Below are 14460 nucleotides of genomic sequence, written 5' to 3' on the forward strand. Positions count from 1 at the left end.
ATAAGCGGCAAGTTATCCCGTCGCTTCCAGCAGCAGTAAATCCATCAGCAAAACCAGATTCGACTCGAATGAGGTGACGCCTGCGGCCTCTGCGGCGAAGTGCACCGCTTCGTCATAGAGCGCAAAATGCAAGTCGGCGAGGCCGGCCAACGTATTCGCCGAGACGCGGGTAAATGCCACCACCGTCATGCCGACGTTGCGGGCGATACGCGCTTTATCCAGTACCTGCTCCGTCTCACCGCTGCGCGAAACGGCGATAAACACCTGATAGCGCGCGGCGTTGCTGAGAAAAATATTGCGGCTATCGCCCGGCCCGGAAATAAATGCCGTCTTGCCCAGCACCTGCAACTTTTTGGTCAGATACTCGGCGAACAGATAGGAAAAGCCTGCGCCGTAGAGAAAAAAATGCTCCTGCTCGCGTAACAGACGGGTGAACTGCTGACGTTTTTCTGCCGTCGCCCACTGGAAGGTGAGCTGGTAATTGGCCAGGAAGTGGTTGAACAGCGCCGAGCTTTCACCGGCGTTGTCCGGCTGCTGTACGGCAATGTGCGGAGTCTCCGCCAGCAGCGTTTTGCAGTGCCAGATAAACTCGCTGTAGCCACTAAAGCCCAGCTTCTGACACAGACGCATAATAGTCGCCGTGGAGACAAAGGTCGCTTGAGCCAGCTGGCGGACGGTGATGTTGCCGACCAGTAACGGGTGTTCCGTGAGATGAGCCAATACCCGGTACTCGGCGCGTGTTAAGGAATCCCCGCGCGTCAGCAGCGTCGCCAGCCGATTATCCATTTACTGGGCAGGCTCAATCGGCAAGTCGGCCCGCGCACCCCATTCGCTCCATGAGCCGTCATACAGCGTGACGTCAGGCGCGTCCAGCGTCGCCAGCGCGAGGGCAACAACTGCCGCCGTGACGCCGGAACCGCAGCTGACGATAATCGGTTTCGCCAGATCAACGCCCTGGTGCGCAAAGATGGCTTCCAGCTCATCGGTGGTTTTCAGTTCGCCATTGATAACTAAATCGCCCCATGGGACGTTGCGCGCTCCTGGGATATGGCCGCGACGCAGGCCCGGACGCGGTTCGTCCACCTGTGCGTTAAAGCGCGGCGCGGGACGTGCATCGACGATTTGCGCAGTGCCTTCGTGGCTGGCCAGCAGCACATCGGTGAGGCGTTTGACGGCTTCCGGGGTGAATTCTGCGTCAAACTCGCCTTCAGATTTCCTGGCGTCGCCCGTTTCCAGCAGCAGATCGTCGCGCTGCCAGCCAGCCAAACCACCGGCCAGAATCGACACCCGCTGTGCCCCGAAGGTGCGCAGCATCCACCACGCGCGTGGCGCAGAGAACAGGTTGCCTTCATCGACGATAACCAGATGTTTGTCGCGACTGACGCCCAGTTCGCGCATGGCGACGGCAAACGCTTCCGGGCGCGGCATCATATGCGGCAGGGGAGAGGTATGGTCGGAGAGGGCTTCAATATCAAAAAAAACGGCGCCCGGCAGGTGCCCGGCGCGGAATTCTGCGTTGAGATCGCGGTGTTCTTGCCCCGGGGGCGCCATACGGGCGTCAATAATCTGTACTTCCGGGTCATCAACGTGCTCTGCCAGCCAGTCGGCGGCAACAAAAAACGAAGTGGTCATATTACCCTCCATTGATGAATAACAAAGGGATTGTCGGTGTTTTTACTCACACCGACAAGTGACCAGCGGTTTATTAGCGCGTTGCTTCACCATTTTGCCAGGCGCGTTGCAAATGCGGCCAGTAGTCCTGATTGGCGGTAATCATCTCATCGAGGATCGCTTTGGCGTGTGCCATGGTGGGTACCGTCCGGTTGAGAGTGAAAGCCTGCAGCGCTTTTTCGTAGCTGCCCTCAAGCGTGGCTTCAACCAGCAACTGCTCTGAGGCCAACTGCTGCATTAGCAGCGTTTGGTGGAAGAGCGGCACGTTGCCCATTCGCACCGGCTCCGGGCCATTGGCGGTGATATAGGCCGGGACCTCAACCATCGCGTCGTCCGGCAGATTGGCGATAGCCCCCTGGTTTTCCACAATCACCAGATGACGCTGGCGCAGGTCGAACGCCAGCGAGCAGGCAACATCGACAATAAATGCGCCGTGCACGCCTACGTGGAATGCGTCGGGCAGAATGCCGGTGTTTTTATATTCCACCGCCGCGGCAAACAGCTTTTTCTCACGCCCGTCCATCACCTCATTGGCGCGGGTATAGTCCGGGTTTTGATGTTCAACAATTTGGTTGGGCATCAGGTAGTACTGCAAATATGGGTTTGGCAGATACTCCGGGAAGCAGTCCATGATTGGCTGAATATTACGCCAGGTTTTCACCCACGATGGGTCGGCGTGCTGCGGGTCGGTTTGCGCCGCATCTTCCGTCAGTAGGCCAAATTTTGCGACATGGCGGCGCAGTTCCGGCATTTTGTCTTCGCCATCGACGCGGACCTGGGTAAACCAGCCGAAGTGGTTGAGGCCAAAGTAGTCAACGTCGAGTTTATGGCGGTCCACGCCAAGGATGGCACCCATATTACGCATCGCCGCCACCGGCATATCGCAGATGTTCAGTACGCGTGCATTTGGGCGCAGGCGGCGGATCCCTTCCGCGACGATCGCTGCCGGGTTGGAGTAATTAACGATCCACGCTTTCGGAGAGGCATAACGCTCCACCAGATCGATAAGTTCGGCCATCGGCAGGATCGTGCGTAAACCATAGGCCAGCCCGCCGGGGCCACAGGTCTCCTGGCCAACCACGCCGTGACGCAGCGGGATTTTTTCATCCAGTTCGCGCATTTTGTACTGCCCCACGCGCATTTGTGCAAAGACGAAATGGGCACCGCTGAACGCCGTTTCCGGGCAGGTGGTGACGGTAAATTTAATACTCTGGCTGTGGTCGCGAATGACCTTTTCCACTACCGGGGCAATGGTGTTCTGGCGGGCTTCATCAATATCGTAGAGACGGATTTCCGCCAGCGGGAAATCGGCCAGCCGCACCATCAAACTTTTCACGATACCCGGCGTGTAGGTACTGCCGCCACCGGCGATAGCCAGAATAAATGGGGATTTCAACATGGTATAGCCTCCTTCAGAGAACCGCTTCAACGGCTTCTCGCATTTTTTTGACATGCAGCCCGTAGACCACCTGAACGTTATTACCCTGCTTGATGATGCCCTTGGCACCGGTCGCTTTAAGCTGTGGTTCGTTAATCTGCGCCACGTCTTTCACCGTGACGCGCAGGCGGGTGTAGCAGTTGTCCACCACCTCAATGTTGTCGCGGCCGCCCAGCCCTGCAATGATGCTGGCACCCAGACCGTCGTTATTGCCCTTTGCCTGATACTCTTGCTTGCTGTAGAGCTTCGTCTGCTGGTCGTCCTCTTCACGGCCCGGCGTATTCATGTCAAAGCGCAGGATCAGGAAGCGGAAGATAACGAAGTACAGCGTGAACATGATGAGTCCTACGACGATGTACATCGGCCAGTTGGATTTGGCGGTGCCCAGCGGCAGGTTGTAGAGAATGAAATCGATAATACCGTTGGCACCGATGGCGTGGACGCCGAAGAGCGAGAACAGCATCATGCCGATACCGGTCAGCACCGCGTGCACCACAAACAGCAGCGGGGCGACGAAGAGGAAGGAGAACTCAATAGGTTCGGTTACGCCGACCAGCATCGAGGTTAGCGCCGCCGGGATAAGAATGGCTTTTGCCGCCGCTTTACGCTCCGGTTTGGCGGTGACGTACATCGCCAGCGCGGCGGCCGGCAGGCCGAACATTTTGCTGATACCGCGCGCATCCCACACCACGGTGCTGCTTAATTGGGCCACATCAGGACAGGCCATCTCGGCGAAGTAGATATTCCTCGCGCCCTGATACATCGTGCCGCACACCTCTTGCGTCCCCCCCAGCTCGGTATACAGGAACGGGGTATAAACCAGATGATGGAGTCCGGTTGGCACCAGAATGCGTTCCAGGAAGCCGTAAATCGCTACGCCGAAGGGACCGGAGCCTTTAATCGCCAGCGCCAGCGCACTGATACCATGCTGCGCCCATGGCCACAGTTCGCTCATGACCACGCCGAGTACTATCGCCACCGGCAGGATAATAATGGTGACAAAGCAGTGGCCGGAGTAAATTGCCATCGCGCCGGAGAACTGCACGCCGGAGTAGCGGTTATAAAGATATCCTGTCAGCGCGCCGGTCAAGATCCCGGCAAAGACGCCCATCTCCAGCACCTGCACGCCCAGCACCACGCTTTGTCCTGCGGTACGCATCTGGTCGGCCGGAGCCAGTTCGCCTTGCAGTTGCAGCGTGACGTTCATGGCGTTGATAAACACGATAAAGGTCACCAGCCCCAGCAGGGCGGCATAGCCTTTGTCGCGGGCGGCAAGGCCAATAGGGATACCGACGGCGAAAATCATCGCCAGGTTTACCAGTAGTGACACCGCCGATTTGGCAATCAGCTGCCCGAGATTTTGCACCGCCGGGTAGCCCAGCACGTGAATATATTCGGCCAGACTGCCGTTACCCAGCACGTTACCAAAAGCGATAAACAGGCCAACGATAGGTAGGATCAGCACCGGCCCATAAAGAGATTTACCAAAATTTTGTAGGGCATTAACGGCTCTTTTCATTCTGTTCTCCAATTTTTGAACCGCATAGATAAGGGGATAAGACCCGCTGACGGTAGCAGTAGTCCACGACGTTAATCTAGCTATCTTGTTGTTTTAAAAACAAAGTACGCGTAACGTCACATGTTACGTTACGCGATGTGATCGCAGTAACATCCTGGACAGGTGAGGAGATGAAGAGGGATTTTGGGAGTTTAACAACTACTGGCGGCCTACGGCCTCAGGCATAATACTGTGTTGACCACACAATCAGACATCACCAGTCAGAGGTTACAGGATGAAACCCTTTCGTTTGGCCACGCTAGCCCTCGCGCTGGCAATGACGTTCACGCTGGCGGGTTGCGACAATAATAATGACGACACACCCACCGTTTCCGCCGCGCCTGGCAGTGCTGACGGCGCAAAAAGCCCTAATGCTGCACCGAAACTGGATGCCGCCAGTCTGGAAAAACTGGCGCAGCAAAGTCAGGGAAAATCGCTAACTCTGCTTGATGCTTCTGAAGTTCAGCTCGACGGCGCAGCGACGCTGGTGTTGACCTTCTCAATTGCGCTGAATCCTGAACAGGATTTCAGTAAAACCGTTCACGTGGTGGATAAAAAGAGCGGCAAGGTCGACGGCGCCTGGGAATTGTCACCCAATCTTAAAGAGTTGCGCTTACGCCATCTTGAACCGAAACGTGACCTGATTGTGACGGTTGAACCGCAGCTGGTGGCGTTGAACAAAGCCACCTTTGGCACTAGCGTTGAGAAAACGCTGACCACCCGAGATATCGCACCGAGCGTTGGTTTTGCCAGCCGTGGTTCGCTACTGCCGGGTAAAGTGGTCGAAGGGCTGCCGGTGATGGTGCTTAACGTTCTGCACGTCGACGTTAACTTCTTCCGCGTGAAGCCGGAAGCGCTGGCGGGATTTGTCAGCCAGTGGGAATACCGCAGCTCGCTAAGCAACTGGGAATCGGACGAGCTGCTAAAAATGGCCGACCTGGTCTATACCGGGCGTTTTGACCTGAATCCGGCCCGCAATACCCGGGAAAAGTTGCTGCTGCCGTTGAAAGACATTGCGCCGTTGCAGCAATCCGGCGTCTATATTGCGGTGATGAACCCAGCCGGGCAGTACAGCTATAGCAATGCCGCGACGCTGTTTACCCTGAGCGATGTCGGCGTGTCGCTGCATCGCTACCACGATCAGCTGGATGTCTTTACCCAGAGCCTGGAAAACGGCGCTGCCCAGTCGGCGGTTGAGCTCACGCTGCTCAACGACAAAGGGCAGACGCTGGCGCAGGCGACCAGTGATGGTAAAGGGCATGCGGCGCTGAAAACGGATAAAGAGGCCGCTTTGCTGCTGGCGCGTAAAGAGGGGCAAACCACGCTTCTCGATCTCAAACAGCCAGCGCTGGGTCTGGCTGAATTCGATATCGCCGGCGCCCCGGGCTACCGTAAGCAGTTCTTTATGTTTGGTCCCCGCGATCTCTATCGTCCTGGGGAAACGGTGATGTTAAACGGCCTGCTGCGCGACAGCGATGGTAAACCGCTGCCCGACCAGCCGGTGAAACTGGATGTGGTGAAACCAGACGGTACGGTAGTTCGCAGCGTAGTGAGCCAGCCGGTCAACGGCCTGTACCAGTTTAACTGGGCGCTGGACAGCGGAGCGGCCACCGGTATGTGGCACATTCGCGCCAATACCGGCGACAACCAGCTGCAGGAGTGGGATTTCCACGTCGAAGATTTTATGCCGGAGCGTATGGCGTTGAATATCACGCCGCAGAGCACGCCGCTGGCAGCGGATGATGACGTAAAATTCAGCGTGGTGGGTTATTACCTCTACGGCGCACCGGCCAATGGCAACAGCCTACAGGGCAAACTGTTCTTACGTCCGCTGCGCGATGCCGTGGCGGCGCTGCCGGGCTTCCAGTTTGGTGATATTGCCCAAGAGAATATTAGCCGCAGCCTTGATGAAATGAACCTGACGCTGGACGACAAAGGGCACGGCGAAGTGACCACCGCCAGCCAGTGGCAGGAAACCCACTCACCGTTACAGGTGATTTTACAAGCCAGCCTGCTGGAGTCGGGTGGCCGTCCTGTTACACGTCGGGCGACACAGGCAATCTGGCCTGCCGCCGAACTACCGGGGATCCGTCCGCAGTTTGCCAGCAAAGCGGTGTATGACTACCGCACGGATACTACCGTCAACCAGCCCATTGTTGATGAAAACGGTCAGGCAGCGTTCGATATTGTGTACAGCAATGCGCAGGGGGATAAAAAAGCTGTCTCCGGCCTGCAGGTGCGGCTGATTCGCGAGCGTCGTGACTATTACTGGAACTGGTCTGAAGGCGATGGTTGGCAGTCTCGATTTGATCAAAAAGATCTGGTGGAAGGCGAAGAAACGCTGGATCTGAAAACCGATGAAACCGGCAAAGTGAGCTTCCCGGTGGAGTGGGGCGCTTATCGTCTGGAGGTGAAAGCGCCGAACGATGCGGTCAGCAGCGTTCGTTTCTGGGCGGGCTATAGCTGGCAGGATAACAGCGATGGCAGCGGGGCTGCGCGTCCTGACCGCGTCACTCTGAAACTGGATAAGCCGAATTATCAGCCAGGTGACACCATTAAGCTGCACGTTGCCGCACCGGCGGCGGGCAAAGGCTATGCGATGGTGGAATCCAGCGATGGGCCGCTATGGTGGCAGGAAATTGATGTCCTGGAAAACGGGCTGGATCTGACGATTCCGGTCGATAAAAGCTGGAATCGACACGATCTCTATTTGAGTACGCTGGTGGTGCGTCCGGGGGACAAATCCCGTTCAGCGACGCCGAAGCGGGCCGTGGGGGTACTGCATCTACCTTTGGGCGATGAACAGCGTCGGCTGAATGTTGCGCTGGATGCGCCGCAGAAAATGCGGCCAAACCAGCCGCTGACCGTCAAAGTGAAGGTCAACCGCAAAGAGGGAGCCGCTCCGAAACAGGTTAACGTTCTGCTGTCGGCGGTTGACAGCGGAGTTCTCAATATTACCGATTACACCACCCCGGATCCGTGGCAGGCCTTCTTTGGCCAGAAACGTTACGGTGCGGATCTCTATGACATTTATGGCCAGGTGATTGAAGGCGAAGGACGTCTTGCCAGCCTGCGCTTCGGCGGGGATGGCGATGAGCTTAACCGTGGCGGTAAACCACCGGTCAACCATGTCACCATTATTGCTCAGCAGGCGCAGCCGGTAAGGCTGGATGACAATGGTGAAGGCACGATTACGATGCCTATCGGTGATTTTAACGGCGAACTGCGGGTGATGGCGCAGGCGTGGACGACGGAAGATTTCGGCAGCAGCGAAGACAAAGTGGTGGTTGCCGCACCGGTGGTTGCCGAGCTGAATACGCCGCGCTTTATGGCCAGCGGTGATAGCGCTCGTATGACACTGGATGTCACCAACCTGACCGACCAGCCGCAAACCCTGACGGTGCAGATTGCCGCCAGCGGTCTGCTGCAGTTAAACAGCGCTCAACCGTCGCCATTGACCCTAGAGCCGGGTGTACGCAGCACGCTGTTTGTGCCGATTAGCGCCGGTGAGGGTTATGGTGAGGGTGAGGTCAGTGTGAGCGTATCAGGTATGAATCTGCCGGGTGAAACGCTGACAGATATACATAAACAGTGGAAGGTTGGCGTACGTCCGGCATTCCCGGCGCAGACGGTGAGTCTTGGGGCGGTGCTGCAGCCGGGCGAAAGCTGGAGCCTTCCGGCAAATCAGAATGCGGCATTTTCACCGGCCACATTGCAGGGGCAGTTGCTGCTGAGCGGCAAGCCGCCACTGAACCTGGCGCGCTATATTCGTGAGCTGAAAGCCTATCCATACGGTTGTCTTGAACAGACCGCCAGCGGTCTTTTCCCACAGCTTTACACCAACGCTGAACAGCTTAAAACGCTGGGCATCGTCGGCGACAGTGACGATAAGCGCCGTGCCGCGGTGGATATTGGTATTTCACGTTTACTGCAAATGCAAAAAGATAACGGCGGTTTTGGCCTGTGGGACAAAGAGGGGCCGGAAGAGTATTGGCTGACCGCCTACGCGATGGACTTCCTGGTGCGTGCCGGTGAACAGGGCTACAGCGTGCCGGCCGACGCAATTAACAAAGGCAACAACCGCATGCTGCGCTATTTGCAAGAGCCGGGGCTGATGAGCGTTCGCTACACCGACGATACCGCAGCCAGCCGTTTTGCCATTCAGGCTTATGCTGGCCTGGTACTGGCGCGGCAGCAAAAAGCACCGCTTGGCGCGCTGCGTGAACTGTGGGAGCGCCGTGAACAGGTGCGTTCCGGCCTGCCGCTAATGCAGCTCGGTATTGCCCTTAAAGCCATGGGGGATGCTCCGCGTAGCCAGCAGGCTATTCAACTGGCGCTGACCACCAAACGCGCGGACTCGCCGCGTTGGCTGGCGGATTACGGCAGCACGCTGCGCGACAACGCGCTGATGCTCTCCCTGCTCGAAGAGAACAAGCTGCTACCGGACGTGCAGAATATGCTGTTGCAAACGCTCTCGGAAGAGGCATTTGGTGAGCGCTGGCTGTCGACACAGGAAAACAATGCGCTGTTCCTGGCGGCCAAAGGGCTGTTGAGTCTGCCGGGCAGCTGGCAGGCGCAGACGTCTCTGGACGCACAGCCGCTGCAAGGCGACAAATCTCTGACGCGTAATCTGGATGGGGATCAGCTTTCGGCGCTGCAGGTGACCAACAAAGGTGAACAGCCGTTATGGCTGCGCCTCGACAGCAGCGGTTATCCGAACAGCGCTCCGGCAGCGGCAAGTCACGTTTTGCATATCGAACGCCAGTTCTTTGGTACCGACGGGCAAAGCAAATCGCTCTCTTCGCTGCGCAGCGGCGATTTGGTGCTGGTGAAGCTGGAAGTTAAAGCCAGCCAGAACGTACCGGATGCCCTGGTGGTCGACATGTTGCCTGCCGGCCTGGAGCTGGAAAACCAAAATCTGGCCAACAGCAGCGCCAACTTGCAGGATAACGGCACGGCAATACAGGAGTGGTTGAATCAAATGCAGCAGGCGGATATCCAGCATATGGAATTCCGTGATGATCGTTTTGTGGCGGCAGTTGCGCTCAACGCCGACCAGCCGTTAACGCTGGTGTACCTGGCGCGCGCGGTGATGCCGGGCACCTACCATGTGCCGCCGTCACAGGTCGAATCCATGTATGTTCCTGGCTGGCGCGCCACCGGTGGGGCTGACGATATGCTGATCGTCGTGCCGTAACATGCGTTTTAGCGGGTTGAAACGCCGCGGCTGGCGCTGGCTGGCCGTGGCGATGGTCATTGCGGTTTTAGGAATTGTGCTGGCGGATAGGCTGTGGCCGCTCCCGCTGCGTGAAGTTGCGCCTGCGCGCGTGGTGGTGGCGGAGGATGGCAGCCCGCTGTGGCGCTTTGCCGATAGTGAGGGTATCTGGCGTTATCCAGTGACTATCGAAGAGGTTTCACCACGCTATCTGGACGCGCTGATCCAGTATGAGGATCGCTGGTTCTGGGATCATCCCGGCGTGAATCCATTTTCAATCCTACGTGCTGGCTGGCAGGATCTGACCGCCGGTCGCGTGGTCTCCGGTGGCAGCACGATAACCATGCAGGTGGCGCGGCTGCTCGATCCGCACCCCCGCACTTTTGGTGGTAAAGTGCGCCAACTCTGGCGCGCTTTCCAGCTGGAGTGGCATCTCTCCAAACGTGAAATCCTCACCCTTTATCTTAATCGTGCGCCGTTTGGCGGTACGCTACAGGGCATCGGCGCGGCAAGCTGGGCCTATCTCGGCAAGCCGCCCGCTGAGCTTAGCTACGCCGATGCCGCGCTGCTGGCGGTGTTGCCACAGGCGCCAAGTCGTCTGCGTCCGGACCGTTGGCCGCAGCGCGCGCAGGCGGCGCGCAATAAAGTGCTCGATCGTATGCTGACCCAGCAGGTGTGGTCGGCAAACGTGGTTAATGAAGCTAAAGAAGAGGCCGTTTGGCTGTTCCCACGGCAAATGCCCCAGCTGGCACCGCTATTCTCACGATATATGCTGGCGCGCAGCCAGGACGAGAAAGTGGTGACGACGCTGGATGCCGGGCTCCAGCGTCAGTTAGAAGAGCTGGCGATGAGCTGGAAATCGCGCCTGCCGCCGCGCAGTTCGTTGGCGATGGTCGTGGTGGATAACCGAGATATGAAAGTCCGGGGCTGGGTCGGGTCGGCAGATATTGCCGACGACAGCCGTTTTGGCCACGTCGATATGGTGACTGCGATTCGCTCGCCGGGCTCGGTGCTGAAGCCGTTTTTATACGGCATGGCGCTGGACAGCGCGCTGATCCATCCGGCGTCGTTATTGCAGGACGTGCCGAGAAAAGTTGGCGACTATCGGCCCGGTAACTTTGATAGCGGTTTTCATGGTCCGGTGAGTATGAGTGAAGCGCTGGTGCGTTCACTCAACCTGCCCGCCGTACAAGTGCTTGATGCCTATGGTCCGAAACAGTTTGCCGCGCGTCTACGAAATGCCGGGCTGCCGCTGATTTTACCTACCGGGGCTGAGCCTAACTTATCGTTGATTCTTGGTGGTGCCGGGGCTCGACTGGCGGATATTACCGCCGCCTATAGCGCATTTTCTCGCCACGGTAAGGTCGGTAAACTGCGGATGCTGGCAAGCGATCCGCTGGTGGAACGCCCGCTGCTTTCGCCCGGTTCCGCGTGGATCATCCGCCGCATTCTGGCCGGAGAAGCACAGCCGCTACCGGATGACGCGCTGCCGCAGGTGGTTCCGCTGGCGTGGAAGACAGGCACGAGCTATGGCTACCGCGATGCGTGGGCGGTTGGCGTTAACGCGCGCTACAGCATCGGTATCTGGACCGGGAGACCTGACGGCACGCCGGTTGCCGGGCAGTTTGGTTTTGCCAGTGCGATACCGCTGCTAAACCAGGTCAGTAATTTGCTGCTTTCGGGGGCTGCACGCCGGACGGAAGACCGCGACCCGCGCCCCGAATCGGTGAGTGCGGCTGAGATTTGCTGGCCCGGTGGACAGCCACTGCCCGCCGGTGACAGCAACTGCCGTCGGCGTTTATCAACCTGGGTGCTGGACAACGGCCTGCCGCCGACGCTGCTGTTACCGGGGCAGGAAGGCGTGCAGGGGATTCATTTCCCGCTGTGGCTGGATAAATCCGGGCAACGGGTGGCGGCAGACTGCCCGGATGCGCGTGAAGTCAACATGGATGTGTGGCCGCTGCCGCTGGAGCCCTGGTTGCCCGTCGGAGAGCGTCGGGCGGCGCGACTGGCTGTCGCTTCGACGGCGTGCCCGCCACGGCAGCTGCAGAATGCCGCACCGCTGATGCTCACCGGTATCCGCGAAGATGCAGTGATACGTCGTTTGCCGGGCGAAGCCAGTGCAACCGTGGTGTTGCAGGCTAGCGGAGGGGAAGGGCGGCGCTGGTGGTTTATGAACGGCGAGCCGCAGAATGGCGCGGGGAACAATTTGGCGCTGGCGCTGAATAATTCGGGTCGCTATCAACTGGTGGTGATGGATGACGCCGGGCAGATGGCGGTGGTGAATTTCACTTTGCAGTAAACCATATTGCCAGGTAGCGTTAGCAGGAGTTCTGCGGGGGACTGGGCAAGCGTCATGCCAATGGACGTTGTGAGGAGCACCAGGATGAAGGCGAATTTGTTACACAATGTGTTGCTTAAAAGTGTTTTATTTTAAAAAAATGTTACCTTCATCCATAGGCAAGGGCGCAACGGGTCATTATAATCCGCGCCAGGTCATACAACCGCTGTATGCACGACAACAGAACAAATTTTATTATTAGAGGTAATCATGGCAATTGAACGTACTTTTTCCATCATCAAGCCAAACGCGGTGGCAAAAAACGTTATTGGTAGCATCTTTGCTCGCTTTGAAGCAGCAGGGTTCAAAATCGTCGGCACCAAAATGCTGCACCTGACCGTTGAGCAGGCTCGCGGTTTCTATGCTGAGCACGACGGTCGTCCATTCTTCGACGGTCTGGTTGAGTTCATGACTTCCGGCCCAATCGTAGTTTCCGTACTGGAAGGCGAAAATGCCGTTCAGCGTCACCGCGATCTGCTGGGTGCAACTAACCCAGATAACGCACTGGCTGGCACTCTGCGTGCAGACTACGCGGACAGCTTCACTGAGAACGGCACCCACGGTTCTGACTCCGTTGAATCCGCCGCGCGCGAAATCGCTTTCTTCTTCGCTGAAGGCGAAGTGTGCCCACGTACCCGCTAAGGGCACGTTTACACTTTATTTAGCGAATGCCGCGTGCAGACGTGGCATCCATGCGCCAGAATTTGTACAATGCAGCGCCCCCGGACGAGCAGACCGCTTTCCTGGGGCGCTTCTTTTTATCATTCACCCTCCAGGGGCCATAACGTGTAACAACGAGGCCGGAATAGAAAATGTCTGAACAAATTGTCACGCCTGAGAGCGCCATCCCGGCGGTTCCCAATAAAGATGGAAAAATTAACCTGCTGGATCTTAACCGTCAGCAGATGCGCGAGTTTTTTAAAGACTTAGGCGAAAAACCCTTCCGCGCCGATCAGGTGATGAAGTGGATGTATCACTATTGCAGCGATGACTTTGATGATATGACCGATATCAACAAAGTTCTGCGTAACAAACTGAAGCAAGTTGCAGAAATTCGTGCTCCTGAAGTGGTGGAAGAACAGCGCTCCTCCGATGGCACTATCAAATGGGCGATTGCGGTAGGCGATCAGCGCGTTGAAACCGTCTATATCCCGGAAGACGATCGCGCGACCCTGTGCGTATCTTCACAGGTTGGTTGTGCATTAGAGTGTAAATTCTGCTCTACGGCGCAGCAGGGCTTTAACCGTAACCTGCGCGTTTCAGAAATCATTGGCCAGGTGTGGCGTGCGGCGAAAATCGTTGGCGCAGTCAAAGCAACCGGCGTACGCCCTATCACCAACGTGGTGATGATGGGCATGGGTGAACCGCTGCTGAACATGACCAACGTGGTTCCCGCGATGGAAATCATGCTTGATGATTTCGGTTTTGGCCTCTCTAAACGTCGCGTCACGCTGTCCACTTCAGGCGTAGTACCTGCACTGGATAAGCTGGGCGATATGATTGACGTTGCGCTGGCTATCTCTTTGCACGCGCCGAACGACGCGATTCGTGATGAAATCGTGCCGATCAACAAGAAATACAATATCGCGACCTTCCTGGAATCCGTGCGTGGCTACATTTCGAAGTCCAACGCCAACCAGGGCCGCGTCACCATCGAATACGTTATGCTGGATCACGTTAACGACGGCACCGAGCATGCGCATGAGCTGGCTGAGCTGCTGAAAGATACGCCGTGCAAGATTAACCTGATCCCATGGAACCCGTTCCCGGGTGCGCCATATGGGCGTAGCTCCAACAGCCGCATCGATCGCTTTAGTAAAGTCCTGATGGGCTATGGTTTTACGACTATCGTGCGCAAAACCCGTGGCGATGATATTGATGCTGCCTGTGGCCAGCTGGCTGGTGATGTTATCGACCGTACCAAGCGTACAATGCGTAAGCGTATGCAGGGTGAATCTATCTCGGTCAAAGAGCTGTAATGCGGTGCTGTGTGCGCCTGAAATGGCGCACACAGAGTTAAGTGCTTAAGGATTAGGCGAAACGTACTGATCTGGTTAATAATTACGGTGCGTTTCCTCACGTATTGAGGCAGTATGTAGCGTTGCCATAACAGCGCCAATAGGGCTTTTGACGCTGCTTTGCCATCGGATAAACGCGGACAGCCTGTCTGCCTTATCTGTATACGAACGGATGTTTCGCGGTGTGAACGCTGTTTGCACCAGAATCTTAAATTTCAC

At 57.2% G+C, this 14460-nt stretch carries 8 protein-coding genes; 4 read left to right on the plus strand and 4 right to left on the minus strand.

Annotation, left to right across the window (positions count from 1 at the left end; translation table 11 throughout):
- Positions 1-12: 12 nt before the first annotated feature.
- From KP80_RS03935 to KP80_RS03950, 4 genes are all read right to left on the minus strand, one after another.
- A complete protein-coding gene (locus tag KP80_RS03935; RefSeq protein WP_052282284.1) occupies positions 13-786 on the minus strand; it encodes a MurR/RpiR family transcriptional regulator in 774 nt (257 codons plus the stop codon).
- Positions 787-1632 (minus strand): 3-mercaptopyruvate sulfurtransferase, encoded by an 846-nt coding sequence (gene sseA / locus KP80_RS03940; protein WP_052282285.1) that lies wholly within the window; start codon positions 1630-1632, stop codon positions 787-789.
- Between the two features lie 73 nt (positions 1633-1705).
- On the minus strand, positions 1706-3070 hold the full coding sequence (locus tag KP80_RS03945; RefSeq protein ID WP_052282286.1) for a 6-phospho-alpha-glucosidase: 1365 nt from the start codon (positions 3068-3070) through the stop codon (positions 1706-1708).
- Positions 3071-3083: 13 nt separating this feature from the next.
- Positions 3084-4628, minus strand: coding sequence for a PTS transporter subunit EIIC (locus tag KP80_RS03950; RefSeq protein WP_052282287.1), 1545 nt, complete (start codon positions 4626-4628; stop codon positions 3084-3086).
- 274 nt (positions 4629-4902) lie between these two features.
- On the opposite strand from KP80_RS03950, the gene KP80_RS03955 reads away from it, so the two are divergent.
- From KP80_RS03955 to KP80_RS03970, 4 genes are all read left to right on the plus strand, one after another.
- Positions 4903-9864 (plus strand): alpha-2-macroglobulin family protein, encoded by a 4962-nt coding sequence (locus tag KP80_RS03955; protein WP_052282288.1) that lies wholly within the window; start codon positions 4903-4905, stop codon positions 9862-9864.
- A gap of 1 nt (position 9865) precedes the next feature.
- Positions 9866-12184: a peptidoglycan glycosyltransferase PbpC gene (gene pbpC / locus KP80_RS03960; protein ID WP_052282289.1), complete on the plus strand. Its 2319-nt coding sequence runs from the start codon at positions 9866-9868 to the stop codon at positions 12182-12184.
- A 249-nt stretch (positions 12185-12433) separates the two neighbouring features.
- Positions 12434-12865, plus strand: coding sequence for a nucleoside-diphosphate kinase (gene ndk, locus KP80_RS03965; RefSeq protein ID WP_052282290.1), 432 nt, complete (start codon positions 12434-12436; stop codon positions 12863-12865).
- 170 nt (positions 12866-13035) lie between these two features.
- Entirely contained in the window at positions 13036-14202 is a 1167-nt protein-coding gene (locus KP80_RS03970; RefSeq protein WP_052282291.1) for a bifunctional tRNA (adenosine(37)-C2)-methyltransferase TrmG/ribosomal RNA large subunit methyltransferase RlmN, read from the plus strand.
- Positions 14203-14460: the final 258 nt, after the last annotated feature.

The organism is Kluyvera genomosp. 1, from assembly GCF_001266615.1.
Lineage (GTDB): Bacteria > Pseudomonadota > Gammaproteobacteria > Enterobacterales > Enterobacteriaceae > Kluyvera > Kluyvera cryocrescens_A.

Coding starts and splice junctions, on each gene's coding strand:
- KP80_RS03935 (WP_052282284.1), bottom strand. CDS start 786: ATGGATAATCGGCTGGCGACGCTGCTGACGCGCGGGGATTCCTTAACA.
- sseA (WP_052282285.1), bottom strand. CDS start 1,632: ATGACCACTTCGTTTTTTGTTGCCGCCGACTGGCTGGCAGAGCACGTT.
- KP80_RS03945 (WP_052282286.1), bottom strand. CDS start 3,070: ATGTTGAAATCCCCATTTATTCTGGCTATCGCCGGTGGCGGCAGTACC.
- KP80_RS03950 (WP_052282287.1), bottom strand. CDS start 4,628: ATGAAAAGAGCCGTTAATGCCCTACAAAATTTTGGTAAATCTCTTTAT.
- KP80_RS03955 (WP_052282288.1), top strand. CDS start 4,903: ATGAAACCCTTTCGTTTGGCCACGCTAGCCCTCGCGCTGGCAATGACG.
- pbpC (WP_052282289.1), top strand. CDS start 9,866: ATGCGTTTTAGCGGGTTGAAACGCCGCGGCTGGCGCTGGCTGGCCGTG.
- ndk (WP_052282290.1), top strand. CDS start 12,434: ATGGCAATTGAACGTACTTTTTCCATCATCAAGCCAAACGCGGTGGCA.
- KP80_RS03970 (WP_052282291.1), top strand. CDS start 13,036: ATGTCTGAACAAATTGTCACGCCTGAGAGCGCCATCCCGGCGGTTCCC.